Annotated in this window: 26 protein-coding genes and 1 tRNA gene; 15 read left to right on the top strand and 12 right to left on the bottom strand. The window is 69.5% G+C overall.

The features are described from left to right. Positions 1 to 18: 18 nt before the first annotated feature. The 3 genes from rph to KF708C_RS20210 all read right to left on the bottom strand — a co-directional run bounded on the left by rph (position 19) and on the right by KF708C_RS20210 (position 2,969). Entirely contained in the window at positions 19 to 738 is a 720-nt protein-coding gene (rph, locus tag KF708C_RS20220) for a ribonuclease PH (protein ID WP_020205024.1), read from the bottom strand. 198 nt (positions 739 to 936) lie between these two features. Continuing rightward, on the bottom strand, positions 937 to 1,851 hold the full coding sequence (locus KF708C_RS20215) for a PP2C family protein-serine/threonine phosphatase (RefSeq protein ID WP_020205025.1): 915 nt from the start codon (positions 1,849 to 1,851) through the stop codon (positions 937 to 939). A 62-nt stretch (positions 1,852 to 1,913) separates the two neighbouring features. Further along, complete coding sequence (locus tag KF708C_RS20210; RefSeq protein ID WP_059413036.1) at positions 1,914 to 2,969, bottom strand: serine/threonine protein kinase; 1,056 nt, start codon at positions 2,967 to 2,969, stop codon at positions 1,914 to 1,916. 178 nt (positions 2,970 to 3,147) lie between these two features. Here KF708C_RS20210 and KF708C_RS20205 point away from each other — a divergent pair, with 178 nt between their 5' ends. The 4 genes from KF708C_RS20205 to KF708C_RS20190 all read left to right on the top strand — a co-directional run bounded on the left by KF708C_RS20205 (position 3,148) and on the right by KF708C_RS20190 (position 7,720). Further along, on the top strand, positions 3,148 to 4,089 hold the full coding sequence (locus KF708C_RS20205) for a YicC/YloC family endoribonuclease (protein ID WP_020205027.1): 942 nt from the start codon (positions 3,148 to 3,150) through the stop codon (positions 4,087 to 4,089). Between the two features lie 5 nt (positions 4,090 to 4,094). Next, on the top strand, positions 4,095 to 4,748 hold the full coding sequence (gmk, locus tag KF708C_RS20200) for a guanylate kinase (protein ID WP_020205028.1): 654 nt from the start codon (positions 4,095 to 4,097) through the stop codon (positions 4,746 to 4,748). A gap of 84 nt (positions 4,749 to 4,832) precedes the next feature. After that, positions 4,833 to 5,036, top strand: a complete 204-nt coding sequence (gene rpoZ, locus KF708C_RS20195; RefSeq protein WP_006578656.1) for a DNA-directed RNA polymerase subunit omega — start codon at positions 4,833 to 4,835, stop codon at positions 5,034 to 5,036. Positions 5,037 to 5,302: 266 nt separating this feature from the next. Further along, positions 5,303 to 7,720 carry a RelA/SpoT family protein gene (locus tag KF708C_RS20190; RefSeq protein ID WP_059413035.1) on the top strand — a complete coding sequence of 806 codons (2,418 nt, stop codon included), beginning with the start codon at positions 5,303 to 5,305 and terminating at the stop codon, positions 7,718 to 7,720. Positions 7,721 to 7,753: 33 nt separating this feature from the next. Here the strand turns inward: KF708C_RS20190 and greB are convergent, their stop codons facing one another. Beyond that, on the bottom strand, positions 7,754 to 8,335 hold the full coding sequence (gene greB / locus KF708C_RS20185) for a transcription elongation factor GreB (protein ID WP_020205030.1): 582 nt from the start codon (positions 8,333 to 8,335) through the stop codon (positions 7,754 to 7,756). Positions 8,336 to 8,458: 123 nt separating this feature from the next. On the opposite strand from greB, the gene KF708C_RS20180 reads away from it, so the two are divergent. The 3 genes from KF708C_RS20180 (at position 8,459) to KF708C_RS20170 (ending at position 10,134) form a co-directional block, all read left to right on the top strand. Continuing rightward, positions 8,459 to 8,535 (top strand) — tRNA-Arg (locus KF708C_RS20180). Between the two features lie 380 nt (positions 8,536 to 8,915). Continuing rightward, positions 8,916 to 9,743, top strand: coding sequence for a DUF1266 domain-containing protein (locus tag KF708C_RS20175; RefSeq protein WP_231586538.1), 828 nt, complete (start codon positions 8,916 to 8,918; stop codon positions 9,741 to 9,743). 100 nt (positions 9,744 to 9,843) lie between these two features. Further along, positions 9,844 to 10,134, top strand: coding sequence for a hypothetical protein (locus KF708C_RS20170; protein ID WP_059413033.1), 291 nt, complete (start codon positions 9,844 to 9,846; stop codon positions 10,132 to 10,134). Positions 10,135 to 10,275: 141 nt separating this feature from the next. Here KF708C_RS20170 and KF708C_RS20165 read toward each other — a convergent pair whose 3' ends face one another. Then, positions 10,276 to 10,782 carry a hypothetical protein gene (locus KF708C_RS20165; RefSeq protein ID WP_156173884.1) on the bottom strand — a complete coding sequence of 169 codons (507 nt, stop codon included), beginning with the start codon at positions 10,780 to 10,782 and terminating at the stop codon, positions 10,276 to 10,278. A gap of 268 nt (positions 10,783 to 11,050) precedes the next feature. On the opposite strand from KF708C_RS20165, the gene KF708C_RS20160 reads away from it, so the two are divergent. Beyond that, entirely contained in the window at positions 11,051 to 11,734 is a 684-nt protein-coding gene (locus tag KF708C_RS20160; RefSeq protein WP_029044030.1) for a Fe2+-dependent dioxygenase, read from the top strand. Positions 11,735 to 11,956: 222 nt separating this feature from the next. Here the strand turns inward: KF708C_RS20160 and KF708C_RS20155 are convergent, their stop codons facing one another. Beyond that, on the bottom strand, positions 11,957 to 12,256 hold the full coding sequence (locus tag KF708C_RS20155; RefSeq protein ID WP_029044031.1) for a hypothetical protein: 300 nt from the start codon (positions 12,254 to 12,256) through the stop codon (positions 11,957 to 11,959). 266 nt (positions 12,257 to 12,522) lie between these two features. On the opposite strand from KF708C_RS20155, the gene KF708C_RS20150 reads away from it, so the two are divergent. Continuing rightward, positions 12,523 to 12,834, top strand: coding sequence for a hypothetical protein (locus KF708C_RS20150; protein WP_020205036.1), 312 nt, complete (start codon positions 12,523 to 12,525; stop codon positions 12,832 to 12,834). Between the two features lie 179 nt (positions 12,835 to 13,013). Continuing rightward, positions 13,014 to 13,916, top strand: a complete 903-nt coding sequence (lpxO, locus tag KF708C_RS20145) for a lipid A hydroxylase LpxO (RefSeq protein ID WP_020205037.1) — start codon at positions 13,014 to 13,016, stop codon at positions 13,914 to 13,916. A 91-nt stretch (positions 13,917 to 14,007) separates the two neighbouring features. Here lpxO and KF708C_RS20140 read toward each other — a convergent pair whose 3' ends face one another. The 3 genes from KF708C_RS20140 to KF708C_RS20135 all read right to left on the bottom strand — a co-directional run bounded on the left by KF708C_RS20140 (position 14,008) and on the right by KF708C_RS20135 (position 17,730). Next, a complete protein-coding gene (locus KF708C_RS20140) occupies positions 14,008 to 15,582 on the bottom strand; it encodes a GGDEF domain-containing protein (RefSeq protein ID WP_082079650.1) in 1,575 nt (524 codons plus the stop codon). Positions 15,583 to 15,664: 82 nt separating this feature from the next. Then, entirely contained in the window at positions 15,665 to 15,847 is a 183-nt protein-coding gene (locus tag KF708C_RS35780) for a hypothetical protein (protein ID WP_156173883.1), read from the bottom strand. Positions 15,848 to 16,242: 395 nt separating this feature from the next. Beyond that, entirely contained in the window at positions 16,243 to 17,730 is a 1,488-nt protein-coding gene (locus KF708C_RS20135) for an aminotransferase-like domain-containing protein (protein ID WP_059413030.1), read from the bottom strand. A gap of 174 nt (positions 17,731 to 17,904) precedes the next feature. Between KF708C_RS20135 and KF708C_RS20130 the strand changes: the two genes are divergently transcribed. After that, positions 17,905 to 18,324 (top strand): hypothetical protein, encoded by a 420-nt coding sequence (locus KF708C_RS20130; protein ID WP_059413029.1) that lies wholly within the window; start codon positions 17,905 to 17,907, stop codon positions 18,322 to 18,324. Then, positions 18,321 to 19,295: a threo-3-hydroxy-L-aspartate ammonia-lyase gene (locus KF708C_RS20125; protein ID WP_020202979.1), complete on the top strand. Its 975-nt coding sequence runs from the start codon at positions 18,321 to 18,323 to the stop codon at positions 19,293 to 19,295. Before KF708C_RS20130 ends, KF708C_RS20125 begins: the two co-directional genes overlap by 4 nt. A 19-nt stretch (positions 19,296 to 19,314) precedes the next feature. On the opposite strand, the gene KF708C_RS20120 is transcribed toward KF708C_RS20125, so the two are convergent. Beyond that, entirely contained in the window at positions 19,315 to 19,620 is a 306-nt protein-coding gene (locus KF708C_RS20120; RefSeq protein WP_020202980.1) for a single-stranded DNA-binding protein, read from the bottom strand. A 210-nt stretch (positions 19,621 to 19,830) separates the two neighbouring features. Between KF708C_RS20120 and KF708C_RS20115 the strand changes: the two genes are divergently transcribed. Continuing rightward, positions 19,831 to 21,447, top strand: a complete 1,617-nt coding sequence (locus KF708C_RS20115) for an NAD(P)/FAD-dependent oxidoreductase (protein WP_059413028.1) — start codon at positions 19,831 to 19,833, stop codon at positions 21,445 to 21,447. A gap of 15 nt (positions 21,448 to 21,462) precedes the next feature. On the opposite strand, the gene KF708C_RS20110 is transcribed toward KF708C_RS20115, so the two are convergent. Beyond that, the gene (locus tag KF708C_RS20110; RefSeq protein WP_059413027.1) at positions 21,463 to 22,746 is read right to left on the bottom strand and encodes a TIGR03862 family flavoprotein; all 1,284 of its coding nucleotides are present in this window, start codon (positions 22,744 to 22,746) and stop codon (positions 21,463 to 21,465) included. A gap of 122 nt (positions 22,747 to 22,868) precedes the next feature. On the opposite strand from KF708C_RS20110, the gene KF708C_RS20105 reads away from it, so the two are divergent. Both KF708C_RS20105 and KF708C_RS20100 read left to right on the top strand, forming a co-directional pair. Next, positions 22,869 to 23,255 carry a hypothetical protein gene (locus tag KF708C_RS20105; protein ID WP_059413026.1) on the top strand — a complete coding sequence of 129 codons (387 nt, stop codon included), beginning with the start codon at positions 22,869 to 22,871 and terminating at the stop codon, positions 23,253 to 23,255. Between the two features lie 56 nt (positions 23,256 to 23,311). Beyond that, a complete protein-coding gene (locus KF708C_RS20100; RefSeq protein WP_059413025.1) occupies positions 23,312 to 23,866 on the top strand; it encodes a DUF1415 domain-containing protein in 555 nt (184 codons plus the stop codon). 23 nt (positions 23,867 to 23,889) lie between these two features. On the opposite strand, the gene KF708C_RS20095 is transcribed toward KF708C_RS20100, so the two are convergent. Next, the gene (locus tag KF708C_RS20095; protein WP_059413024.1) at positions 23,890 to 24,789 is read right to left on the bottom strand and encodes a class I SAM-dependent methyltransferase; all 900 of its coding nucleotides are present in this window, start codon (positions 24,787 to 24,789) and stop codon (positions 23,890 to 23,892) included. Between the last annotated feature and the right edge of the window lie 38 nt (positions 24,790 to 24,827).

The raw sequence follows: 24,827 nt of genomic DNA, 5'->3' as shown, positions 1-24,827 counted from the left end.
ACCGTTGGGTTCGGTTCATCAGGCCAGGCCCAGCGCGCGGCGCTGGTGCGTCACCAGCTCGGCGATGCCTTGTTCGGCCAGGCGGGTCATGGCGTCGAGGTCGGCGCGGCTGAACGGCGCGCCTTCGGCGGTGCCCTGCACTTCGACGAAGCCGCCGCTGCCGGTCATCACCACGTTCATGTCGGTGTCGCAGCTGCTGTCCTCGGCGTAGTCGAGGTCGAGCACGGCCTTGCCGTCGACCATGCCGACCGACACGGCGGCGACGAAGTCGCGGATCGGGCTGGCCGTGAGCAGGCCGTCGCGCAGCATGGCGGAGATGGCGTCGTGCGCCGCCACGAAGGCGCCGGTGATGGCCGCGGTGCGCGTGCCGCCGTCGGCCTGGAGCACGTCGCAGTCGAGGTGGATGGTGTATTCGCCGAGCGCGGCGAGATCGAACACCGAGCGCATGGCGCGGCCGATCAGGCGCTGGATTTCCTGCGTGCGGCCGGTCTGCTTGCCGCGCGCGGCCTCGCGGTCCGAACGGGTGTGGGTGGCGCGCGGCAGCATGCCGTATTCGGCCGTGACCCAGCCTTCGCCGCTGCCTTTCTTGTGCGGCGGCACCTTGGCCAGCACGCTGGCCGTGCACAGCACCTTGGTATCGCCAAAGGCACTCAGGACGGCGCCTTCGGCGTGGCGGGTGTAGTGACGGGTCAGGGTGATAGGGCGCAGCGCATCGGCTGCGCGTCCGCTTGGTCGCATGGGGGAATTGTCTCGGGAAACGGTCCAGGAGCGGGATTTTACCGCCGGCCGGGCTTGCGTGCCCGTCCGGTGCCGGCGCGGGCGCCGATACCGTGCCGGTTTCCCGGTTTTTCTCGATTCCCGCGCTTCCTCCGCTTCCCCCTCGCTTGCCCCTCGTTCTTGCGCGCCGGGCGGCGCGGGCCGACGGGGCCGCCGCGCTCAGCGCATGAAGTTGCTGCTCTTGTCGATCGCCGCGCGGATCTCGGCGATCGAGCGCTCGATCTCTTCTTCCGACAGCAGGTCGGTGTCGCCGCCGTTGTTTTCGAGGATGGAGGTGGTGAAGGTGTTGAGCGGCAGGGTCTCGGTCGCCACCGCTTCCTCGTTGGGCAGGTGCGCGTCGAGCTCCCACATCATGGCGATGGCGGTGGTGTTGTCCGCGCCTTCGCCGGCGTTCTCCAGGGCCTGGTCGATCAGGTCGGGGATGGCGTGCACCACCGACAGGTTGGTCACTTTCTCGACCAGCAGCGGCTCCTCGATGCTGCCCCACAGGCCGTCCGAGCACAGCAGGGCGACGTCGCCGGGCTCCAGCCGCAGCGGGCCGCCGATGTCGATCAGCGGCAGGTTGGGCGAGCCCAGGCAGTTGTAGAGCTTGTTGCGCTCGGGGTGGTTGGCCACCTGCATCGGCAGCACGCGCTCCTGCTGCAGCAGGTTCTCGATCTTGGAGTGGTCGCGCGTGCGGGTCAGCAGGTTGCCCTTGCGCACCAGGTACAGGCGCGAGTCGCCGGCGTGCGCCCAGTGGATCTGGCCGTTCTGCACCAGGCAGCAGACCACCGTGGTGCGCGGCACGTCGGCCAGGCCGTTGGCCTCGGCGTAGCGATGGATGTCGCGGTGGGCCAGCATGATGGTGTCCTGCAGGAAGTCGGCCGGATTGCGGATCGACGGCCGGGCCTGGGCCTGGAACTGGCGCGCCAGGGTCTGCAGGGCCTGCTGCGCGGCGACTTCGCCGAGCGCGTGGCCGCCGAGCCCGTCGGCCAGGACCATCAGCAGGGCATCGCGCGTGAAGCAATACCCCATGCGGTCCTGGTTGATGCGGCGGCCGCCTTTTCTGCTTTCCTGATAGACGGAGAATCGCATTTTGGCTGTTGGGGTCGGTTTTCGGCCGGCGGCGCCCGCGGGCCGCGCCGGCTGAATGTAGGTTAATCGCCGCTTGTGCCGATTTCCCGCGCGGGGACGCCGGCAGCGGGTTCGTCGCGCTTGCGCAGCAGGGTCAGGAAGCGGCTGGCGATCGGGCGCTCGGCCGCGGCCGGGGCGGGCGCGCTGGCCGCGGCCTGCTCGCCGAGCGCGTTGGTCTGCTCGCGCAGCTCCTTCTGCAGCCGGAACACGCTCTGCGGCCGCTCGGACGGCGTCAGGCGCAGGCACCATTCGACCAGGTCGACCAGGCCGTTGGTGTAACTCGTGCGCAGGCGCGTCAGGGACTCCGCCATGCGGTCGTCCTTCTCGCGCTGGTTGGCTTCCTGGGGCGGCATGCCGGCCATGCAGGCGTAGAGCGTGGCGCCGAGGCTGTAGATGTCGGTCCAGGGGCCGAGCTCGCTGTGCTTGCCGTACAGCTCGGGCGCGGCGAAGCCGGGCGTGTACATGGGCTGGAAGCGCGCCGCCTCCATCGTCAGGATCTGGCGCGCGGCGCCGAAATCGAGCAGGATCGGCGACTCGTCCTCGCGCAGGTAGATGTTGCCGGGCTTGATGTCCAGGTGCAGCAGCTTGTGGATGTGGACCTCGCGCAGGCCGCTCATCAGCGCGTGGAAGACCTTGCGGATGAAATGCTCGCGCAGGACCTTGGCCCGGCCTTGCTGGCGCGCGTGCAGGATGTGTTCCTGCAGCGTCTTGCCCAGCTCGTAGTTCATCACCATGTAGACGGTGGCGTTCTCGCGGAAGAAATTCACCACGCGCACCACGCTGGGGTGCGAGATGCGGGCCAGCGAGCGGCCTTCCTCGAAGAAGTACTTGAGCCCGAGCCGGAACGACGCGGCGCTTTCCTCGGGCACCACCGGAATCAGCTCGCCGGGCTTGCGGCGCGCCAGCGACGAAGGCAGGTATTCCTTGATGGCGACGGGCGCGCCGGTCTCGTCGGTGGCGAGATAGACGAAACTGAACCCCCCGCTGGCCAACTTCTTTACAATACGGTAGTTGGACAGCAGCGTGCCGATGGGCAGCGGTGCGCTCTTCGGAGGTGTTGCGCCCTTGGACTCTGTCATAGGATTCGGGACCGTGATTGCCTCCGGATTGTCCTGACTAATCGATGACTTGTAAAGAACACAATAGCGGCCATTATCGGCCCTCTTTCCGGTATCCGGACGGCGCGGCAGCGGGACACCCGGCACCGCGCGCCGCCCGGACCCATGCGGCCAGTTGGCCATTTCGCGAGACTATCCAATGATCCACAGCATGACGGGCTACGGCCTGGCGTCCCGCCAGGCGCCGCTGACCGACGCACACGGCGCGCCGACCGGCAGGACGGCATCCGTATCGGTCGAATTCCGCACTGTCAACTCGCGATTCCTCGACCTGCTGTTCCGGGCCCCGGAAGAGTGCCGGGCGTTCGAGCCGGCCCTGCGCGAGATGCTCATGGCCAAGCTGTCGCGCGGCAAGCTGGAGTGCCGCATCAACCTGCAGCGCGCCGAGGCCGGCACCGGCGGCGCCACGCTGGCGCTCAACGACGCGCTGCTGGCGCAGATCCGCGCGATCGAATCCACCGTGGCGGCCACCTTCACCGAGGCCGGCACGCTGCGCATGGGCGAGATCCTGCGCTGGCCCGGCGTGCTGGTCGAGCCAGAGCTGTCGCAGGAAGCGCTGCGCGAGGCCGTGACCGAGGCGGCCAGGGATGCCCTGGCCCAGTTGCTCGAGGCGCGCCGCCGCGAGGGCGAGGCGCTCAAGGCCACGCTGGTCGAGCGCATCGAGGCCATGCTGGCCATCGTCGAGCGGCTCGTGCCGACCATCCCGCAGCTGATCGCCCACCACCAGGAAAAGCTCACCGAGCGCCTGCAGGAGGCGTTCGGCATGGTCGCGCCCAACGGCATGACCGCGATGAGCCGCGACGAGATCGGCGAGCGCATCCGCCAGGAAGCCACGGTCTACGGCATCCGCATCGACATCGCCGAAGAGCTCTCGCGCCTGCAGGCCCACCTGAACGAAACCCGCCACATCCTCAAGAAGGGCGGCCAGGTCGGCAAGCGGCTCGATTTCATGATGCAGGAGCTCAACCGCGAAGCCAACACGCTCGGCTCCAAGGCCGCCGCGAAGGAACTGGCCGATGCCTCGATGGAGCTCAAGCTGCTGATCGAGCAGATGCGCGAACAGATTCAGAACCTCGAATAATCATCATGAGTGAAACGTCGTCCCACGTCGCCATCGACACCGCCTACCCCGGCAACCTGTTCATGGTGGTGGCGCCTTCCGGCGCCGGCAAGTCCACGCTGGTCAACGCGCTGCTGGCGCAGGACCCGGCCATCCGCCTGTCCATCTCCCACACCACCCGCGCGCCGCGCCCCGGCGAGCAGGACGGGCGCGAATACCACTTCACCACGGTGGACGCCTTCCGCGCCGCGCGCGACCGCGGCGAGTTCCTCGAATGGGCCGAGGTGCACGGCAACTACTACGCGACCTCGCGCGTCTGGATCGAGCAGCAGATGGCCCAGGGCAACGACGTGCTGCTGGAGATCGACTGGCAGGGCGCGCAGCAGGTGCACCAGCGCTTCTCCAACGCCACGGAAATCTTCATCCTGCCGCCGTCGCTGTCGGCGCTCGAGGAGCGCCTGAACAAGCGCGGCCAGGACGAGCCCAACGTGATCGTGCGGCGCCTGCTGGCCGCCGGCAGCGAGATGGCGCACGCTTCCGAGTCGGACTACGTCATCATCAACGAGATATTCGAGCGGGCGCTGGAGGAGCTGCGCACCGTGATCCGCGCCACCCGTCTGCGCTTTTCGTCGCAAAAGGCGCGCCACACCGACCTCTTCATCGAGCTCGGGATTCATTGAGCCCGGGGGCGCGCGGGAACGGTTTTTCCCGCGTGCTGTAAAATAGCCGGCATCGCATAGGTTTTGTCCCGAGGTGGATTTGATATGGCGCGTATTACCGTCGAAGATTGTCTGAAACACATCCCGAATCGTTTCGAGCTCGCGCTCGCGGCGACGTACCGGGCCCGTCAGTTGGTGCAGGGTCATACGCCCAAGGTCGAGGCCAAGGACAAACCGACCGTGGTGGCGCTGCGCGAGATCGCGTCGGGCCAGGTCGGCATCGAGATGCTCAAGAAGGTACCCACCTGATTTTCGGGCGGCCGTGGCCAGTCTTCGCAATGCGTACCTTTGCATCCAGCGCTTGCTGCACCTGCTGACGTACCTGTTCGCGAACGCGATTGCACAGCCAGATCACAGAGGCCGCCCCGATGTCTTCTTCCCAGCCTTCCTCTCCTGCCGCCACGGCGAGCCCTCCGGGCGCGCCTTCGCGCCCGCACGGGGAAGTGCCTGGTGATGCGGGCGGCGAAGCAGCGCCGCCCGTCTCGCGCAAGCGCGCCGGGACCGGCCATCCGCCCGTGACGGCACGCACCGGCGCTCCCAATCTTCCCGATCCGCTCGGCGACAACGTCGTCGGCGAGCGCGCGGCCGCGCCCGCGATGGGCTCGGGCAAGGGCCGCGCCGCGCAGGCCGCGGCCGAAGGCGAGCTGAGCGAGGCGCCGCCCGCCGCCACGCCGGGCGACGCGCTGTTCATCGACGCCGTCCTGGCGCAGTCCTACCGCCACTTCTTCGGCCCGACCTCGCAGCCCGCGGTGCCGCCGCGCCAGCAGGTCATCTCGATCGGCCGGCTGATGGAGAAGCTGGCCTACCTGAAGCCGGCCGACCAGGCCATCGTGCGCGAGGCCTTCCAGTTCTCCGACGAGGCGCACCTGGGCCAGTACCGCCAGAGCGGCGAGCCCTACATCACCCATCCGGTGGCGGTGGCCGAGCTGTGCGCGGACTGGAAGCTCGACGTCCAGTCCATCATGGCCGCGCTGCTGCACGACGTGATGGAAGACCAGGGCATCACCAAGAGCGAGCTGGCCGAGAAATTCGGTCCCAAGGTGGCCGAGCTGGTCGACGGCCTGACCAAGCTGGACAAGCTCGAATTCCAGAGCCGCGAGCAGGCGCAGGCGGAGAGCTTCCGCAAGATGCTGCTGGCGATGGCGCGCGACGTGCGGGTGATCCTGGTCAAGCTGGCCGACCGCACCCACAACATGCGCACGCTCGATTTCGTGCCGCCCGAGAAGCGGCGCCGGATCGCGCTCGAGACGATGGAGATCTACGCGCCGATCGCGCACCGGCTCGGTCTCAACACCACTTACCGCGAGCTGCAGGAACTGTCGTTCAAGGTCGGCTCGCCGTTCCGCTACGCCACGCTCGAGAAGGCCGTCAAGGCCGCGCGCGGCAACCGGCGCGAGGTGGTCAAGCGCATCCTGGAGGCGGCGCAGAAGGCGCTGGGCGACGCCGGCATCGTGGCCGAGCTGTCCGGGCGCGAGAAGACGCTGTACAGCATCTACCGCAAGATGCACGACAAGCAGTTGTCGTTCTCGCAGGTGCTCGACGTCTACGGCTTCCGCGTGGTGGTGGAGACGCAGATGCACTGCTACATGGCGATGGGCGCGCTGCACGGCCTGTACAAGCCGATGCCGGGCAAGTTCAAGGACTACATCGCGATCCCCAAGATCAACGGCTACCAGTCGCTGCACACCACGCTGGTGGGCCCGTTCGGCACGCCGGTGGAATTCCAGATCCGCACGCGCGACATGCACCAGATCGCCGAGGCCGGCGTGGCCGCGCACTGGATGTACAAGCACCAGGCCGACCAGGCCAACGACATCCAGCAGCAGGCCCACCAGTGGCTGCAGTCGCTGCTCGACATCCAGAGCCAGACCGGCGATTCGCAGGAATTCCTCGAGCACGTCAAGATCGACCTGTTCCCGGACGCGGTCTACGTGTTCACGCCCAAGGGGCACATCCGCGCGCTGCCGCGCGGCGCCACCGCGCTCGATTTCGCCTACGCCGTGCACAGCGACCTCGGCAACCAGTGCGTGGCGGTCAAGATCAACAACGAGCTGCTGCCGCTGCGCACCGAGCTCAAGAGCGGCGACATCGTCGAGGTGGTGACGGCGCCGTACTCCAAGCCCAACCCGGCCTGGCTGGCCTTCGTGCGCACCGGCAAGGCGCGCGCCGCGATCCGCCACTATCTCAAGACCACGCGCCTCGACGAAGCCATCCAGCTCGGCGAGCGCCTGCTGGAGCAGTCCGCGCGCCAGCTCGGCATCGAGCTCAAGGCGCTGCCGCAGTCGGTGTGGGACCGCATGGTGCAGTGGACCGGCAACAAGCACCGCGAGGACATCTTCGCCGACCTGGCGCTGGGCCGGCGCGTGCCGGCCGTGGTGGCCAAGCGCATGGAGATCCTGCTGCAGGACCTGTCCGGCGACGTCGACAGCGCCTTGCTGGCCGCCGTGCAGACCTTCGCCGGCGACGAAGCGCCGGCGGTGCCGATCACCGGCGACGAAGGCATGTCGATGATCTTCTCGGCGTGCTGCCGCCCGATTCCCGGCGACTCCATCGTCGGCTACCTGGGCAAGGGCGAAGGCCTGCAGATCCACGTGCAGGACTGCAAGGTGGCCAAGCGCCTGCACAGCAAGGACCCGGAGCACTGGATCGACGTGATGTGGGCGCGCAAGACCACGCGCGCGTTCGACGCCTCGATCAAGGTCATGGTGCGCAACGTCAAGGGCATCGTCGCGCGCGTGGCGGCGGACCTGACCTCGGCCGACGCCAACGTGGCGCACGTCTCGATGGAGCAGCAGGAGGGCGGCCACCAGGAGGCCACCTACATGCAGTTCGTCATCCAGGTGCAGAACCGCCTGCACCTCGCCAACGTGATGCGGGCGCTGCGGCGCAATCCGGACGTGATCCGCATCTTCCGCGACCGCAACGACGGCTGACGCCGCGGCGCGCGCGATGCCGGCGCCGGGGGCTCAGGCCTTGCCGGGCTGCGCGGCCGGCTGCTTCGGGTAGCGGACTTCCAGGATATCGATCTGCTCGACGCCGTTGGGCGTGTGCAGGGGCACGGTGTCGCCTTCGCGCGCCTTGATCAGCGCGCGCGCGACCGGCGAGATCCAGCTCACGTGGTTGCTGTCGAGGTCCACCTCGTCCATGCCGACGATGGTGACGGTGGTCTCTTCACCGGCCCGGTTGGCGTAAGTCACCGTGGCGCCGAAGAAGATCTGGTCGTTGTCGCCCTGCACGGACGGGTCCACCACCTCGGCCTTGTCCAGGCGGCGGGTCAGGAAGCGGATGCGGCGGTCGATCTCGCGCAGGCGTTTCTTGCCGTAGAGATAGTCGCCGTTCTCGGAGCGGTCGCCGTTGGACGCGGCCCACGAGACGATCTGGACCACCTCGGGGCGCTCCGTGTCGATCAGGTGCATCAACTCGTCGCGCAGGCGCTGGTAGCCCTGCGCGGTGATGTAGTTCTTGCTGCCCGGCGGCAGCGGCGCGGCGCCCTCTGGCAGGTCGTCGTCCTCATCGCCGGACGACTCTTTGACGAATGCCTTGTTCATGGTACGGATCACTTCGATAGGGCTGTCATTATAGAAAGTCCACGCTGGCCGAAAGAAAAACCGGAAATATGCCAGAAGGGGGTTCACAAAACCCAAAAGTACGATATAATTTCTTTCTCGAGTGCGGCTGTAGCTCAGTTGGATAGAGTACTTGGCTACGAACCAAGGGGTCGTGGGTTCGAATCCTGCCAGCCGCACCACCTATCAAGAAGAGAAGGGCTTCCAGAAATGGAAGCCCTTTTTCTTTGGTCTTCGCCTTTCCGCATCTGTCGGGCCTTCGCCGTCCGGTCTTCGCTTTCCCGGCGCCTGTCGGCGCCTTTGTGCTTCATCTCCGCGTCTTCCGTTCCCGCCATCGCCAGGCCATCCGCCCGCGGTTGCCCGCCGCGGCGCGCGCATCCACGCGAATCAGAGTTGTCGCATCGCGCGCCGTTCTTGCCGCCGCTAATCTCGGTCCGGTGCGCACATGGTACGCGCCGATCGCCGCAACGCGGCGCGGCCGGTTTTTTTCCGGCCGCGCGCGCGTTGCGCGATCGCTTTCTCCGAACGGCTTTCTCCGAACGTTTCTCCGAGGGCTTCCACGATGCGGGCTTTACCCTGGTTCGTCTCCGTCCTGCTGCTTGCCGGGCTGGCCCGTGCCGCGCGGCACCAACGCCGCGCCGCGTGCGCGCCGCCGCCCATGCCCGCGTGCCGGCTGCCGGCCGGCAAGGGCGGCGCGGTCCGCCGCGCGGCGGCCATGCCAGGCGCGGCCGAGCGCGCGCACGGCTTGCTGCTCGGCCTGCTGCACGACGGCGGCCCGCGCGGCAATGCGCACACGCTGGCTACCGGCGCCGATGCGCGCGCGCAGGTCAACGCGCTCGCCGACGACTGGCATATCCACACCGCCGGCGAGGCGCGCGGCACGCTGGCGTGGCTGCTCGAGGAAGGGCATCGCGCCCTGTACCCGCAGGTCTGCCGCATCCTGTTCAAGGTGCCGCGCGCCGCGCGCGAGCGCGAGATCGTGCGGCTCGACCAGTTGTTCGATCCGGTGCGCCTGGCGCTGTGCGTCGACAATCTCGAGCGCGCGCTGCCGGGCCTGCGCGCGGCGCGCTTCATCGCCTCGGGGCAGGATCTCGCGCGCGGCGTGCTGGCGTGGGACATGAGCCGCGCCATCCATCTCGCGCGCATGGCCCACGACTGCGGCATGCAGACCGACGCGCAGGCCTGGGCCGTGATCGAGCGCGCGGCGGCGCAGGCGTTCGCGCACTATGCGTCGTGGGAGCAGGTGGTGGCGGGCTACCTGCTCGGGCGCGCCATGTGGGCCGGCCCGGATGCCGGCTTCGCGCGCCACATGGCATTCGCGCGCGCCTGCATCGACGATCCCGCCGGTCCGTGGCGGGCCTCGCCGTATCCGCGCCGCGTCCCCGTGTAGGCGGGCGCCGGCTTGCGGGCGCGCGGCATGCGGGCTAGGCTGGATCGGGTGGCGCGGCGCGGGTGGCCGCGCCCGGCCACGGGCAACGCAGGAGGATGTCATGAACCATTCGGACTGGCGTGTCGAAGCCTATCGCGGCATGGATGTCTACGTGCTGGTCTCCGGGCAGGAGGAAGAACAGGGCGCGGGCATCGCGACGCTGGGCGGGGCAGGGAAGTGGCGATACGAAGTGCGGGTCGCGCAGGAAGGCGCGGACCCTTCCGATGCGGGAGACACCGAGCGCTCGTCGGCGCAGGGCGCGCCCTATGCGACCCGGCATGCTGCGGAGGAAGCGGCATTCATTGCCGGCTACCGGCTCGTCGACCAGCTGGTCGGCCGCGCCGAGAGCTAGGCCGGCGGCGTTCGCCGCTGGCCGGATCGGGGCACTGAAGGCAGGCACGCCGGCGCGAACGCGCCGCGCGGCTGGCGGTGGCTTGGCGCGCGCTGTCGTGCGTGCCGCCGTGCGCGCGCATGCCGGCGAGGCGGCGCGGTTTCAGCGCCGTCCGCCCCGGCCGCCGCCGCCGCCACCACCGCGGCCGCCGGCGCCATGCCGTCCGCCACCCCAGCCGCCGCCGCGGTAGTAGCCGTGGCCGGCGCCCGGGCGAGCGGGATAACCGCCCCGGTAGCCATAACCGCCGCGATACGGATAGGCGCCGTGATAGCGATACCAGGCGTGGGGCGCGCCGCCGCGGTAGTAGCCGCCATAGCCACCATAGCCGTGGGAACGGTAGCCATAGAAGACGGCGCCGCCGCCATAGAACCCGCCATAGAACGGCAGCGGATAGTCGTAGCCGTATCCATCCCCATATCCATAGCCGCCGTAGCCGTACCACGCGGGCGGGTAGGCGGCGCCGGGGCCGTAGAACGCATAGGGATCGTAGGCACCGTAGGCATCGTAGGGGCCGTATGGCGAGTAGTCATAGTCGCTGTCGAAGGCGACGCAGGCTCCCAGCAACAACAGCGGCAAGGCCAGCAAGAGGCGGAGCGGAGCGCGGTGCATGATGCGTTCGGTCGGGCGGTAGGCTGCCCGGCGTGTGCCGGGCGATAACGGTTAGAGATGGCCGGCGCCCGCGAGGTTCATCGCCGCGTCCGCGGGGCAGGGCGGTGCCCGTCACTGGATGAGAGACATCCTATCCGACTTGCTCCAGGTCAAGCAGGTTCTCTCTGGAAATGATTCCTATTTGAGCATCGTGGACCTTTCTCATACAATCGGCGCTCGCCTGTTTGTCCCACGACCCATACATTATCTTGCCGAGGTAACTGAAATCATGATGCTGCATATCCCCGATGTGCTGACGCCGGCCCAGGTGGCCGAATGCCGTGCGTTGATGGACGCGGCGGAGTGGGTCGACGGCAACGTCACTTCCGGGCATCAGTCGGCACTCGCCAAGCGCAACATGCAGCTGCCCGAGGGCTCGCCCGCGGCGCGGCAGGTCGGCGACCTGATCCAGGATGCGCTGGCCGCCAACCCGCTGTTCTTCTCCGCGGCCTTGCCGCTCAAGGTCTATCCGCCGCTGTTCAACCGCTACGAGGGCGGGCAGGCCTTCGACAACCATGTCGACAATGCCATCCGCCATCTGCGCGGCACCAATTTCCGCATCCGCAGCGACCTCTCCGCCACGCTGTTCCTGACCGCGCCCGAGGACTACGACGGCGGCGAACTGGTGGTGGAGGATACCTACGGGCAGCAGCGCGTGAAGCTGCCGGCCGGCCACATGGTGCTGTATCCGGCGACCAGCCTGCACCACGTCAGCCCGGTCACGCGCGGGGCGCGCGTGTCGTCGTTCTTCTGGATCCAGAGCATGGTGCGCGACGATGGCCAGCGCTCGGTGCTGTTCGAGCTGGACTCGCAGATCCAGCGCGTGGCGCAGGCCCTGAGCCACAAGGAGCCCGCCGTGGTCGGACTGACCGGCGTGTATCACAACCTGCTGCGCCGCTGGGCCGACGCCTGAACGGGCCGCGGTGGCGGGGTAGGGGAAAGGCGGGAAAGGCGGGACAGGCGACCAGGGTGCCGCAGTCGGATGCGAAATATCCGGCGGGCCATGCCGGGAACCGAATATCGGGAGGGAACAGGAAGGAATGGAAGGTTCGGATGATGCCGGATTCTCCCGAACCCGGCACCGGCCGTTCGCCATGCGGCGCTACGGCATCCGGCTGGCGCTGCCGGCGGCCGCCTACTCGCGGTCGCGCCGGTGCGGCGGCAGGGGTATCGCGGCGACGCGCCGCCGCGCGGGCTTGAGCGCGCGGGTCGGCCAGAAGACATAGGTGGTATGCGGATCCATCGGCTTGCCGAAGTAGGACACCCACACCTGCACGCCCTGTTCGGTTTCCGCGACGATGGCGGCCACTGCGCGGGCCGCGACTGCGGGAGATTTGAGCAAGGTCGCCAGCGCTTCCACGCCTTGGACCACATGGTGCTTGACACCGCCGAACCATGCGTATTGGCGCATGGCTGACAACAAACGTTTGGTCATTGAACGCTAGTGTTGGTGAGTGAGCTGATGAGACCCGAGCTTACTCCCTTTGTTCAGTGCCGGACGATGGGACTTCGCTATCGCTTTCCCTGAGTCATCGGATGTCGCGGCGGATGTTGCGGCGCGGCGGCCAGCCGTCGCCTTTTCGCGCGTGTCGGCAGCCCGCCGCATTGACAAGGCCCGGGCCGAGGATTAGCGTCATTGGCAGGGCTGCCGCGGCGCGAGGCGCCGGCCGGCCACGCCCGTCTTTCCCGGGGAGCTTGCCGATGACCGAAGAGATGCTGATGCAACTGATGGTCGAAGTCGAGAAGGAAGACCCGATCGACTACGCCGACCTGCCCTTCGACGACGCCACGCTGCGCAGCCTGGCCTGCCGGCTGGTGGCGCAGCGCTCGCACGCGATGGAGTCCGCCGGCATGCCGGTCGGCGACCTGCTGGCCACCATGTGGGCGTCCACCGCCAAGCTGGTGCTCGAGAACATGGTGCTCAATGCGCGCCTGCTCGCGCTGCGCGGCCAGTCCGAGGACGCCGCCGCGCTGATCAGCCGCATCGCCCGCCAGTCCCGCGGCAACACTTGAGCGGCAGCACCGGCATACGCGGGTGGCCGCCGGCCGCGCGCCGGCGCGCTGTGCGCCCGCGATCTCATTTAGCAGGGCGCCCTGCGTTTCGCTACACTACGGGTTTTCGCGCCCCCGATGCTGTCCCGTTGCCCGCGAGCGCAACGGTGTTCGATGCTGCTGATTTGGAGGATTTTCGGGTGATCAAGTGGATAATCGTCGCGGCGTACCTGGGAGCGATCCTGTACGTGCATTTCCGCGGCAAGGTAAGGCTGCGCATCTGGCGCCAGTTGCTGGATCATTCGGCGCTGGTGGCGCCGATCAACTGCTTCATGTACATGTTCTCGGGCGTGCCGCGCACGCCCTACATCCCGGTCGAACGCTTCCCCGAGCTCGAGACGATCCGCGCCGCGTGGCCGCAGATCCGCGACGAAGGGCTGGCGCTGGCCGCCATGCGCAAGATCAAGGCCGCGGAGAAGAACGACGATGCCGGCTTCAACTCGTTCTTCAAGTACGGCTGGAAGCGTTTCTACCTCAAGTGGTACGAGGCGCGCCATCCGTCGGCCGAGGTCCTGTGCCCGCGCACGGTGGAATTGCTGCGCGGCCTGCCCAGCGTGAAGGCCGCGATGTTCGCCGAGCTGCCGCCCGGCGGCAAGCTCAACCCGCACCGCGACCCGTTCGCGGGCTCGCTGCGCTACCACCTCGGGCTGGCCACGCCCAACGACGACCGCTGCTTCATCGAGGTCGACGGCGAGCGCCACAGCTGGCGCGACGGCCTGGGCGTGGTGTTCGACGAGACCTACCTGCACTGGGCCGAGAACAAGAGCGACAGCAACCGGCTGATCCTGTTCTGCGACATCGAGCGTCCGATGCGCTACCGCTGGGCCGCCGGGTTCAACCACTGGATGGGCCGCAAGGTCATGACCGCGGCCAGCTCGCCCAACGAGGAAAGCGACCAGACCGGCATGATCAACCGGCTGTTCCGCATCGTCTGGCTGGGCGGGCAGTACCGCCGCCGCTTCAAGGCCTGGAACCGCCAGGCGTACTACGTGGTCAAGTTCGGCCTGATCGCGGCCGGCGTGGCGCTGATCATCTACATCTGAGCGCGGCGCGGTTTTCCAGTGAAAAGGGCCGGCGCAAGCCGGCCCTTTTCACTTCCGCGCCGTCCGCCGCGCCACGCGCGCGGCAGGCGCCTTAGCGCCGCCGGCGCCCGCGCTCGTCGTCGAGTTCTTCGTAGTGGGCGCGCTTGGCCTGGTACATGCGCGAGTCGGCGAGCTTGATGGTGTCGCTCAGGCGCTCGTCGATGCCGCAGGTCGCGGTGCCGATCGACAGGCTCAGCGCGGTGCCGGGATAGAACTGGTTGTTCAGCTCCACCACCTGGTGGATCTGCTCCACCACGGCGGCCACGCCGCGCTCGTCGCGTCCCGGCAGCAGCACCATGAACTCGTCGCCGCCCACGCGCGCCACGCACATCTGGTCGCCCACGGCCTTCTTGAGCGCCTCGCCGGCGCGGCGCAGCAGCGCGTCGCCGTCGCCGTGGCCGAGCTGGTCGTTGACCTGCTTGAGGCCGTTGAGGTCCACCGCGATCACGCTGACCGGCCACGGTCCCTTGCGGCCCAGGCGCGCGAGCTCGTCCTCGTAGTAGGCGCGGTTGTAGAGCTTGGTCAGCACGTCGTGCTTGCCGAGGAATTCCACATAGGCCTCGGCCTTCTTGCGCGCGGTGATGTCGGTCAGCGAGACCAGCACCTGGTCCCAGTCCGACTCGTGGCCGGGAAAGACCGACCATTGCATGAACACGTCCACCGCCCGGCCGTCGAGCGCGTAGTTGACGACCTCGCGCTGCTGCCACAGCTTCTCGTTCCACAGGTCGACCAGCTGCTCGGCGAACTGGAAGCGCATGTTGTCGCGGAACACGTCGCCCAGGCGCGACAGCAGCTCGGCCTTGGAGGTGGCGTTGAACATCAGCAGCGTCTGCTGGTTGACGTCGAGCACGCGGATTTCCTGCATGCAGCGCGAGATGAAGTCCGGATGCACGTTGAGGAAGGTGCGGAAATCCGTGATGCCCGCGCCGCGCACTTCGTCCAGCAGCAGCTTGACCGCGCTGAAGTCCTCCACCCACAGCGACACCGGCGAATGCTCGAACAGGCCCAGCGCGTACTGCTCGCTGCGGCGCAGTTCGCGCTCGGTGGCGGTGCGCACCGTGATGTCCTCGATCGACAGCAGCACGCGGTCCCAGGTGTCCTCGTGGCCCGGCATGACGGTCGCCTCGAGGCGGATGTCCAGGCGCTTGCCCTCGAGCGTGTAGTTGACGGTCTGGCTGGAGAAATGCGTGCTGCCGTCCCACAGCTGGCCCAGCTCCTCGACGTGCTGGTCGAACATGTCGTCGCGGAACACGGTGTCGAGATTGCCGACCAGGTCGGCGAGGTCGGAGGCGCGGAACAGGTCCAGCGTGCGCTTGTTGACGTCCAGCACGCGGATCAGCGCGGAGCAGTGCGCCACGTCCTGCGGATGCCGGCGCAGGTGGCTGCGCAGGTCGGTGACGCCGCGCGCCCGCAGCACCTGGAAATGCTCGCGCACCGCGCTGAAGTCTTCAAGCCACAGCGAAACCGGCGCGAGCTGGAACAAAGTCTGGTATTCGGCGTCGATGCGCGCCGCGTCGGTGATGGCCGTCAATGTGTTCTCTCCCTTTCCCGTTGGCGCGCCGGGCCGGCCGGCCCGGGCGTCCCGCTCTCCGGCGGGGCGCCGCCATGCGCGCAACGGCGATAGCATAGGGCAGCGCGGCGGAAAATGGGGAGATGTGTGGCGTAAAAACCGACGCGCGCGCGGCACCCCCTCCCGCGGAGGGGCAGGTTCAGGCCTGTGGCGAGAGTTCGGCGATGCGCGCCGGCGCGGCGCGGCGCGGTGCTTTTTCCTGCTCGGCGATCAGTTGCAGCGTGGCGGCCTGCAGCAGCGAGCCGGCGGTCAGATGGGAAGCCAGCGCGCGCAACTCGTCGAGCTTGTCGCGCATCGGGGGCTGGAGGGCGAGGGCGGTCATGTCGCGGGTGCCTGGCTCGGAAACAGCAGGCATGGTAGCGGCGCCCGGGGTCGCCGCGCTTTGCGCTGCGTCATGCGGCGTGTTCGTGGCTTCTCCTTCGTCCCGCGCGCCCGGGCCGGGGCGGGCGTGGCCGGCCTCGGCGCGCGCCGGCTGGCGATGGGCCTGGCCGGCGCGGCGCAAGGCGCACGGGCGCGGCGCGGCGGCGTCCTTGCACGCGGCGAGAGGGAGGAATGGGAGCTGCATCGGTTTCTCCTGGTGAGCGGCCTGCCGCCTTCGACAAGCCTTGCCAGCATGCCGCGCGCCGCCCGGCGTGCCCAGCGCGCTGCGATGAACGGCCGGATCGGCGGTGCGAAAAGCACGGCGCGGTGCCTGAGCCGGCACGCCGCGCGCGGGCGTCAGCCCGCCGCGCGCGCTCCGGCGCGGGCGCCGCGCGGCGGCTTGCCGGCCAGCCGCGCCGCCACCGCGGCCAGTTCGCGCAGCGCGCGCTCGATCTCGGGCGAGAACGGCATGCCGCAGTTCAGGCGCAGGAAATGGTCGAAGCGGTTGGAATTGGAGAACATCACGCCCGGCACCACGCGGATGCCGGCCTTCAGGGCTTCGTCGAACACGGCCTCGGACGATACCGGCCCGGGCAGCTCCACCCACAGGTGCAGGCCGCCGTGCGGATCGGAGGCGCGCGTGCCGGCCGGGAAATCGGCCGCGATCGCCTGCGCCACCTGCGCGCGCTGGCCGCGCAACTGCTCGCGCAGGCGCCGCAGGTGGCGCTCGAACGCGCCCGAGCCCATGTAGTCCGCCAGCGCCATCTGCGCCAGCAGCTCGTTGGGGCGCGACTGGCTGTACTTGAGCATTTCCACGCGCGCCTGCCAGCGGCCCGCCGCGATCCAGCCCAGCCGCATGCCGGGCGCGAGCGTCTTGTGCAGCGAGGCGCAGTGGATCACGCCGCCGTCGCGGTCCCATGACTTGAGCGCCGCGGGCGGCGTGTCGCCGTCGGCCAGCGCGGAGAAGCAGTCGTCCTCGACCAGCGCGATGTCCCGCTGCGCGCACCACGCCACCAGCCGGGCCTTGTTGTCGTCCGGCATGATGCAGCCGAGCGGATTCTGCAGGTTGGGCACCACCACCACGGCGCGGATGTTGTCGTAGGTCTGCGCGGCCAGTTCCAGCGCCTCGAGCGAGATGCCGGTCTGCGGGCTGCTGGGGGTCTCCAGCGCGCGCATGCCCAGGCTCTCCAGGATCTGCAGCAGGCCGTAGTAGGTCGGCGATTCCACCGCGATCACGTCGCCGGGGCGCGCCACCGCGCGCAGCGCGAGGTTGAGCGCCTCCGTGCAGCCGTGCGTGACGAGGATGTCCTCGGGCGCCACCGTGATGCGCGACAGCAGCGCGTGCCGCGCCAGCACCGCGCGGAAGGCGGGGTGCCCGCCGGCATCGGCGGCCGTGCCGAACAGCTGCGGGTGGCGCCGCAGCGCGCGTGCCGCCGCGTCGCGCAGCGCCTGCGCCGGGTAGAGCGAGGGCGCGGCGCAGGCGCCGGCGAAATTCACCGCCACCGGGCGCTGGCGCCCGCGCGCGGTGATGGCCGAGATGCGCTCATGGATGCCGACGTACTGCGCCGGGTCCGGCAGCGTGGCCGCCGGCTCGGCGATCGGCGCCAGCGGCTTGTGCGGCGCGCGCGCCGGGGGCCGCACGAAGTAGCCCGAGCGCGGCCGCGCTTCGAGCAGCCCGTCGCTTTCCATCTGCCGGCAGGCCTGCAGTGCGGTGGACAGGCTCACGCCGTGCAGCTCCATCAGCGTGCGCACCGACGGCACGCGGTCGCCCGGCTTGAGCGTGCCGGCCTCGATGGCATGGCGGTAGTGCTGCGCGAGCTGGCGGTAGAGCGGGGCGGAATCCATGCGGCATGGTGGCGCGGCGGCGGCCTGCGCAACAGATACAGATGCGGGGGTTCTGTATCGTAACAGATGGCCTGCGTGTGTTCTGTTATGGTCCGCCCCGCGCGGGCGTGTGCCTGTTTCGCCCCGGCGCCGGCCGATAGTCTGGAGCCCTGTCCATACCGCAGGAGCCGCACCATGCCGGGCTACCGTTCCGACCCTTCCGATCTCATGCAGCCGACCGCGCCGGTGATGACGGTGATGCCGGCCACGCCGGCCGCCGCGCCGCAGGCGCAGATGCTCGACCTCGAAACCAGCCGTGTGCTACGGTTCCATGCCAAGGCCGGCACCACGCTGCACGTGCTGGAGGGCGAGCTTGCCGTGTCCGGCGCGCCGCGCTGGCTGGCCGGCACGGTGTGGCGGCAGCCGCAGCGCCTCGCCGCGGGCAGCATGGTGGTGCTGCCCGCGGGCTGGGTGGAGGTGCTGGCCACGCGCGCCGCCACGCTGCGCCTGCACGCGCCCGCCGCGCGGCCGTGGCCGCGCTGGCTGGCCCGCTGCCTGTCCCTGGCCGCGCCGGCCAGCGCATCGCAATGTTTTCACGGAGAGCAACACAAATGAGCGAACTGGCAATTTCCTATGACGACGTGGCCGCGGCCCACCGGCGGCTGGAGGGCGTGGCCCACCGCACGCCGGTGATGACCTCCACCTATGCCGATGCGAACAGCGGCGCCGAGCTGTTCTTCAAGTGCGAGAACTTCCAGCGCATGGGCGCGTTCAAGTTCCGTGGCGGCTACAACGCCATCGCGCAGTTCACGCCGGCGCAGCGCAAGGCGGGCGTGATCGCGTTTTCCTCGGGCAACCACGCGCAGGCCATCGCGCTGTCGGCGCGGCTGTTCGGCGTGCGCGCGGTCATCGTGATGCCGCAGGACGCCCCGGCCATCAAGATCGCCGCCACGCGCGGCTACGGCGGCGAAGTGGTGCTGTACGACCGCTATACCGAGGACCGCGAGGCCATCGGCCGGCGCCTGGCCGAGGAGCAGGGCTTGACCCTGATCCCGCCGTACGACCACCCGCACGTGATGGCCGGGCAGGGCACGGCCGCCAAGGAGCTGTTCGAGCAGGCCGGCCCGCTCGATGTGCTGATCACCCCGCTCGGCGGCGGCGGGCTGCTGTCCGGCTGCGCCGTGGCCGCGCGCGCGCTCAACCCGGACTGCCAGGTGATCGGCGTCGAGCCGGAAGCCGGCAACGACGGCCAGCGCAGCCTGCGCAGCGGCAAGATCGTCCATATCGACACGCCGGAGACGCTGGCCGACGGCGCCCAGACCCAGCACCTCGGCAACCTCACCTTCCCGGTGCTGCGCAGCCTCGTGGACGACGTGGTGACGGTCAGCGACGCCGAGCTGGTCGAGGCGATGGCGTTCTTCGCCGGCCGCATGAAGATGGTGGTCGAGCCGACCGGCTGCCTGGGCGCGGCGGCGGTGTTTTCCCGGCGGATCGACGTCGGCGGCAAGCGCGTCGGCGTGGTGCTCTCGGGCGGCAACGTGGACCTGGCGCGCTTCGCCTCCCTGCTGCAGGCGGCGCGGCCGTAGGCGGCGACCCCGGCGGCGCTCAGGGCTGCGCGTCGCGGGCGCTCAGCAGGCCGTGCGCGACCATGTCCAGCGCCGGGCGCGTGTCGCCGTTCTTGTCGGTCCAGACCTTGGGCGTGAGGCTACCCGACAGCGCCACCGATTCGCCGTCCTCGAGCGCCAGCAGCGCGGCGCGCACCTTGTCGGCAAACGCGATCACGTTGACGATCACGGTATCGCCGTCGCCGGCCGTGGCCTTGAGCCGGGCGGTGACGAACAGGCTGCCGCCCTGGCCGCTGCGTTCGCTGGCGTGGCCGTGCAGGCGGCCGCTGACTAGTCCGTCGATCATGGTGTTCCTTGCTGTCATGGGAGTGGCCGCCGTCGCTGAGTTCGCCGCCGGGGTGCGGAAGATCTCATAATTTCGCCGCCGCGGGGCGAAGAATGCGGGGCCGGGGCCGAAAAACTATAAAATTGCGGTCCGGCCAGCCCGACGCTCAACCAGAGTGCAGTCCACGCCCCACGCGGGGCCGACCCACCGGCCGCAGAATTCCAGGTTCCCATGCTACGTCTAAGTGAAGTCAAACTCCCGCTCGACCATGCCGAGAGCGATCTCGAGGCCGTGGTGCGCGCACGCCTGGCCGAGCTCGGCGTCAAGGCCGATGGCCTGGTCGGGTTCACCGTGTTCCGCCGCGCGCACGACGCGCGCAAGCGCTCCGACATCAAGCTCACCTACATCATCGACATCGAGGTCAGGGACGAGGCCGCGGCGATCCGGCGCATGGCGGGCAAGCCCAACTGGAGCGTGACGCCGGACATGGCCTACCGCTTCGTGGCGCAGGCGCCGGCGCAAGGCACCCGGCTGCGCCCGGTGGTGATCGGCATGGGCCCGTGCGGGCTGCTGGCCGGGCTGATCCTGGCGCAGATGGGTTTCCGCCCCATCATCCTGGAGCGCGGCAAGGAAGTGCGCGAGCGCACCAAGGACACCTTCGGCCTGTGGCGCAAGAGTGTGCTGAACCCCGAGTCGAACGTGCAGTTCGGCGAGGGCGGCGCCGGCACCTTCTCGGACGGCAAGCTGTACAGCCAGATCAAGGACCCGCGCCATCTCGGGCGCAAGGTGCTGGACGAGTTCGTCAAGGCCGGCGCGCCGGAAGACATCCTCTATCTCGCGCGCCCGCACATCGGCACCTTCCGGCTGGTCAGCATGGTGGAGAAGATGCGCGCCGAGATCTTCGCGCTGGGCGGCGAGATCCGCTTCGAGACGCGCGTCGACGATTTCGACATCGACAACGGCAAGCTGCGCGGCCTCCGGCTGCACGGCGGCGAATACCTCGAAGCCGACCACGTGGTGCTGGCCGTGGGCCACAGCGCGCGCGACACGTTCCAGGTGTTGCACGACCGCGGCGTGTTCATGGAAGCCAAGCCGTTCTCGCTGGGCTTTCGCATCGAGCACCCGCAGGGCCTGATCAACCGCAGCCGCTTCGGCAAGTTCGCCGGCAACAAGCTGCTCGGCGCGGCCGACTACAAGGTGGTGCACCACGCCAGCAACGGGCGCGCGGTCTACAGCTTCTGCATGTGCCCGGGCGGCACCGTGGTGGCGGCGGCGTCCGAGCCGGGCCGCGTGGTCACCAACGGCATGAGCCAGTATTACCGCGCCGAGCGCAACGCCAATGCCGGCATCGTGGTCGGCATCACGCCCGAGGACTATCCCGGCGGCCCGCTCGCGGGCATCGCGTTCCAGCGCCACTGGGAAGCGCGCGCCTTCGCGCTGGGCGGCAGCAACTACAACGCGCCGGCGCAACTGGTCGGCGACTTCATCGCGCGCCGGCCTTCGACCGCGCTCGGCTCGGTCGAGCCGTCGTACAAGCCGGGCGTCACGCCGACCGACCTGTCCACCGCGCTGCCCGAATACGTGACCGAGGCCATCCGCGAGGCGCTGCCCGAGCTCGACAAGAAGATCGCCGGCTTCGCCATGCACGACGCGGTGCTGACCGGCGTGGAGACGCGCACTTCGTCGCCGCTGCGCATCCGCCGCGACGACAGCTACCAGAGCATCAACGTGGCGGGCCTGTACCCGGCCGGCGAAGGCGCCGGCTACGCGGGCGGCATCTACTCGGCGGCCATCGACGGCATCGAGGTGGCCGAGGCCGTGGCGCTGAGCATCGTCAACGGCGCCTGAACGCGCGGCGCCGGCTCAGGCCGCGCGCGCCAGCCACGCGGCGGCACCCAGCCCGGCCGCGCGCCCGCTGGCGAAGCAGGCGGTCAGCAGGTAGCCGCCGGTGGGCGCTTCCCAGTCCAGCATCTCGCCGGCGCAGAACACGCCCGGCACGGCGCGCAGCATCAGTTGCGCGTCCAGCGCCTCGAACGTGACGCCGCCCGCGCTGCTGATGACCTCGTCGAGCGGGCGCGCGCGCAGCAGGCGCAGCGGCAGCGCCTTGAGCGCGGCGGCCAGCCGCGCCGGATCGGCGAACTCTTCCTTCGACAGGCATTCGCGCAGCAGCCCGGCCTTGACGCCGGTGATGCCGAGCCGGCTCTGCAGATGGCTCGACAGCGAGCGCGCGCCGCGCGGGCGCAGCACCGCCTCGGCCACGCGCTGCGCGCTCAGGCCGGGCGCGAGGTCGAGTTCGATCACGGCTTCGCCGGTGCTTTCCAGCAGGTCGCGCATCGGCGCGCTGAGCGCATAGACCAGGCTGCCTTCGATGCCGCCCGCGGTGATGACGAACTCGCCCTGGCGATCGTGCCGGTGGCCGTCGCGGTCGCGCAGGCCGATCGCCACGGCCTTGACCGGCTGCCCCGCGAAGCGCGTGCCGAAGTGCTCGCTCCAGGCCACGTCGAAGCCGCAGTTGGCGGGGCGCAGCGGCGCCACCTCGACGCCGCGCGCGGCCAGCAGCGGCACCCACGCGCCGTCCGAGCCGAGCCGCGCCCAACTGCCGCCGCCGAGCGCCAGCACCGCCGCCGCCGCGTGCACGCGCAGTTCGCCCTCGGGCGTGGCGAAGCGCAGTTCGTGCGCCGCGTTGTCAGTTGCGTTGTCCGTCGCCTCGTCCGCCCAGCCGAGCCAGCGATGCCGCATATGGAAGCGCACGCCGGCCTCGCGCAGGCGGTGTAGCCACGCGCGCAGCAGCGGCGCGGCCTTCATGTCGGTCGGGAAGACGCGGCCCGAGCTGCCGACGAAGGTCTCGATGCCCAGGCCGTGCACCCATGCGCGCAGCGCCTGCGCATCGAAGCCGGCCAGCAGCGGCGCGATCCACGTGCCGCGGCTGCCGTAGCGCGCGAGGAACGGCTCGGCCGCTTCCGAGTGCGTGAGGTTCATACCGCCGCGCCCGGCCATCAGGAACTTGCGGCCCACCGAGGGCATGGCGTCGTACACGTCCACGCGCCAGCCGCGCGCGGCCAGCGCCTCGGCCGCCATCAGGCCCGCGGGGCCGCCGCCGATCACGGCGACGCTGGCGGAGGAGGGGGAGACGGCGGGTGCGGGCATGTGGGAATCCGGGGACGGGCGGCGGGGGAGGGCGGAACGGATTATATAGGGCGCCATCTCCGCCGGCGGCTGATAAGATCCGGCCCTCGACTTCATCGATACGCGCATCCACGCGCACCGCCATGACCACGCCGCTGCCCGCCCCGGCCCTCCGCCTTACCACGCGCCGCCTGCTGGCGAGCCTCGCGCTCGGCCTGCTCTGCGTCGCGCCGCCCGCGTTCGCGCAGGAAACCGCGCAGGGGCTGCAGGACAAGGCCATGCGCGGCGACTTCCTGTCCCAGCGCAACCTGTCGTATTGCCTGCAGTCCGGCTGCCTCGGGCTGGAGAAAGACCGCGTGCGCGCCTGCGCGTGGCGCAAGGTGATCCTGCTGTCCGGCGACCGCCATGTGACCGACCTCGACACCGCCAATCTCGAATACGTCTGCGGCAAGCTGAGCGCGGCCGAGCGCGAGTCGGCCATGCGCCAGGCCGACGCGCTGGCCAGGCAGATCCAGGGGCAGCGCCGCTGAGCGGCGGCGCGCGGGGCCGGCGCTAGAATGGCGGTTTCGCGCCGCCAGCCATCGTCATGACTTCTGCCCCGCCGTCCACCGAAACCGTCCTGCACGCCACCCGGCAATGGCTGGAGCGCGCCGTGATCGGCCTCAACCTGTGCCCGTTCGCCAAGTCCGTGCACGTGAAGCGGCAGATCCGCTACGCGGTCAGCGGCGCCACCGACGCCGCAGGCGTGATGGCGGACCTGGAGGCCGAACTGAAGCTGCTGGCCGAGGCCGACCCGGCCGAGATCGACACCACGCTGCTGATCCTGCCGCACGCGCTGGCGGACTTCCTCGACTACAACGACACGCTGTATTTCGCCGAGCGCCTGCTCAAGAGCCTGCGGCTGGCCGGCACGCTGCAGATCGCCAGCTTCCATCCGCACTACCAGTTCGAGGGGAACGGGCCGGACGACATCGAGAACTACACCAACCGCGCGCCCTATCCGATCCTGCACCTGCTGCGCGAAGCCAGCATCGCGCGCGCGGTGGCGGCCTTCCCGGACGCGGCGGACATCTACGAGCGCAACGAGCAGACCATGCGCCGGCTCGGCCTGGCCGGCTGGCAGGCGCTGATGCGCGACTGAGCCGGGCGCGGCGCGTCAACGCGTCACTGCGCCACCGCGCAGGCATCCTCGCTGTGCTCGCCGGTATAGAAGCGCCCCGACATTTCCTCCAGCCCCAGCGTTTTCAGCACCTCGTTGAGGCGCTCGGCGGGCCGGCGGCGCGGCAGGTCCTTGTACTGCGCGATGATGAGCTCATTCTTCATCGAGTGCTCCCAGCCCACCAGCTCGGTCACGCTGACCTGGTAGCCGTGCGCTTCCAGTTGCAGGCAGCGCAGCACGTTGGTGACCTGGCTGCCGAACTCGCGCGTGTGCAGCGGGTGGCGCCAGATCTCGGTAAGCGGGCTGGCCAGCGCGCGCGCCTTGTTCCTGCGCAGCACGCCGGCCACCTCGGCCTGGCAGCAGGGCACCACCACGATGTACTTCGCGTGCTTTTCCAGCGCGAAGCGGATGGCGTCGTCGGTGGCCGTGTTGCACGCATGCAGCGCGGTGACGATGTCGATGGTGGCCGGCAACTGCGGCGAGGCGATCGAGTCCGCCACCGACAGGTTGAGGAAGGACATGCCCGCGAAGCCCAGCCGCGCGGCCAGTTCCTGCGAGGTGCGCACCAGTTCCTCGCGCGTCTCGATGCCGTAGATGCGCGAGCCGTCGAGATGGTCCTTGAAGAACAGGTCGTACAGGATGAAGCCCAGGTAGGACTTGCCCGCGCCGTGGTCCACCAGCGTCACGTCGGGATGGTCCTGCTTGAGGTCCTGCAGCAGCGGCTCGATGAACTGGAACAGGTGGTAGACCTGCTTGAGCTTGCGGCGGCTGTCCTGGTTCATCTTGCCGTCGCGCGTGAGGATGTGCAGCGCCTTGAGCAGCTCGACGGACTGGCCGGGACGGATTTCGTGCGGGCTGGCCGCCGCTGCGGCGGGCGTCTTCGACGCCGGGGACTTCTGGGCCATCTGGGGAACCTGGAAAACGGGGTGGGCGCCGTCGGCGC

The organism is Cupriavidus basilensis (assembly GCF_000876015.1).
GTDB lineage: Bacteria > Pseudomonadota > Gammaproteobacteria > Burkholderiales > Burkholderiaceae > Cupriavidus > Cupriavidus basilensis_B.
Note: the sequence above shows the minus strand (reverse complement) of the source record. Positions and strands in the feature narration are given on the sequence as shown.

Bases quoted from the DNA above. Each gene is read 5' to 3' on its own strand.
- KF708C_RS20095 (WP_059413024.1), bottom strand. From the start codon at position 24,789: ATGGCCCAGAAGTCCCCGGCGTCGAAGACGCCCGCCGCAGCGGCGGCC.
- KF708C_RS20110 (WP_059413027.1), bottom strand. From the start codon at position 22,746: ATGCCCGCACCCGCCGTCTCCCCCTCCTCCGCCAGCGTCGCCGTGATC.
- KF708C_RS20175 (WP_231586538.1), top strand. From the start codon at position 8,916: ATGCGGGCTTTACCCTGGTTCGTCTCCGTCCTGCTGCTTGCCGGGCTG.
- KF708C_RS35780 (WP_156173883.1), bottom strand. From the start codon at position 15,847: ATGACCGCCCTCGCCCTCCAGCCCCCGATGCGCGACAAGCTCGACGAG.
- KF708C_RS20100 (WP_059413025.1), top strand. From the start codon at position 23,312: ATGACTTCTGCCCCGCCGTCCACCGAAACCGTCCTGCACGCCACCCGG.
- KF708C_RS20115 (WP_059413028.1), top strand. From the start codon at position 19,831: ATGCTACGTCTAAGTGAAGTCAAACTCCCGCTCGACCATGCCGAGAGC.
- KF708C_RS20130 (WP_059413029.1), top strand. From the start codon at position 17,905: ATGCCGGGCTACCGTTCCGACCCTTCCGATCTCATGCAGCCGACCGCG.
- rpoZ (WP_006578656.1), top strand. From the start codon at position 4,833: ATGGCGCGTATTACCGTCGAAGATTGTCTGAAACACATCCCGAATCGT.
- KF708C_RS20135 (WP_059413030.1), bottom strand. From the start codon at position 17,730: ATGGATTCCGCCCCGCTCTACCGCCAGCTCGCGCAGCACTACCGCCAT.
- KF708C_RS20165 (WP_156173884.1), bottom strand. From the start codon at position 10,782: ATGCACCGCGCTCCGCTCCGCCTCTTGCTGGCCTTGCCGCTGTTGTTG.
- KF708C_RS20210 (WP_059413036.1), bottom strand. From the start codon at position 2,969: ATGACAGAGTCCAAGGGCGCAACACCTCCGAAGAGCGCACCGCTGCCC.
- KF708C_RS20150 (WP_020205036.1), top strand. From the start codon at position 12,523: ATGACCGAAGAGATGCTGATGCAACTGATGGTCGAAGTCGAGAAGGAA.
- KF708C_RS20155 (WP_029044031.1), bottom strand. From the start codon at position 12,256: ATGACCAAACGTTTGTTGTCAGCCATGCGCCAATACGCATGGTTCGGC.
- KF708C_RS20160 (WP_029044030.1), top strand. From the start codon at position 11,051: ATGATGCTGCATATCCCCGATGTGCTGACGCCGGCCCAGGTGGCCGAA.
- KF708C_RS20215 (WP_020205025.1), bottom strand. From the start codon at position 1,851: ATGCGATTCTCCGTCTATCAGGAAAGCAGAAAAGGCGGCCGCCGCATC.
- KF708C_RS20170 (WP_059413033.1), top strand. From the start codon at position 9,844: ATGAACCATTCGGACTGGCGTGTCGAAGCCTATCGCGGCATGGATGTC.
- rph (WP_020205024.1), bottom strand. From the start codon at position 738: ATGCGACCAAGCGGACGCGCAGCCGATGCGCTGCGCCCTATCACCCTG.
- KF708C_RS20125 (WP_020202979.1), top strand. From the start codon at position 18,321: ATGAGCGAACTGGCAATTTCCTATGACGACGTGGCCGCGGCCCACCGG.
- KF708C_RS20120 (WP_020202980.1), bottom strand. From the start codon at position 19,620: ATGATCGACGGACTAGTCAGCGGCCGCCTGCACGGCCACGCCAGCGAA.
- KF708C_RS20140 (WP_082079650.1), bottom strand. From the start codon at position 15,582: ATGCTATCGCCGTTGCGCGCATGGCGGCGCCCCGCCGGAGAGCGGGAC.
- gmk (WP_020205028.1), top strand. From the start codon at position 4,095: ATGAGTGAAACGTCGTCCCACGTCGCCATCGACACCGCCTACCCCGGC.
- KF708C_RS20205 (WP_020205027.1), top strand. From the start codon at position 3,148: ATGATCCACAGCATGACGGGCTACGGCCTGGCGTCCCGCCAGGCGCCG.
- greB (WP_020205030.1), bottom strand. From the start codon at position 8,335: ATGAACAAGGCATTCGTCAAAGAGTCGTCCGGCGATGAGGACGACGAC.
- KF708C_RS20105 (WP_059413026.1), top strand. From the start codon at position 22,869: ATGACCACGCCGCTGCCCGCCCCGGCCCTCCGCCTTACCACGCGCCGC.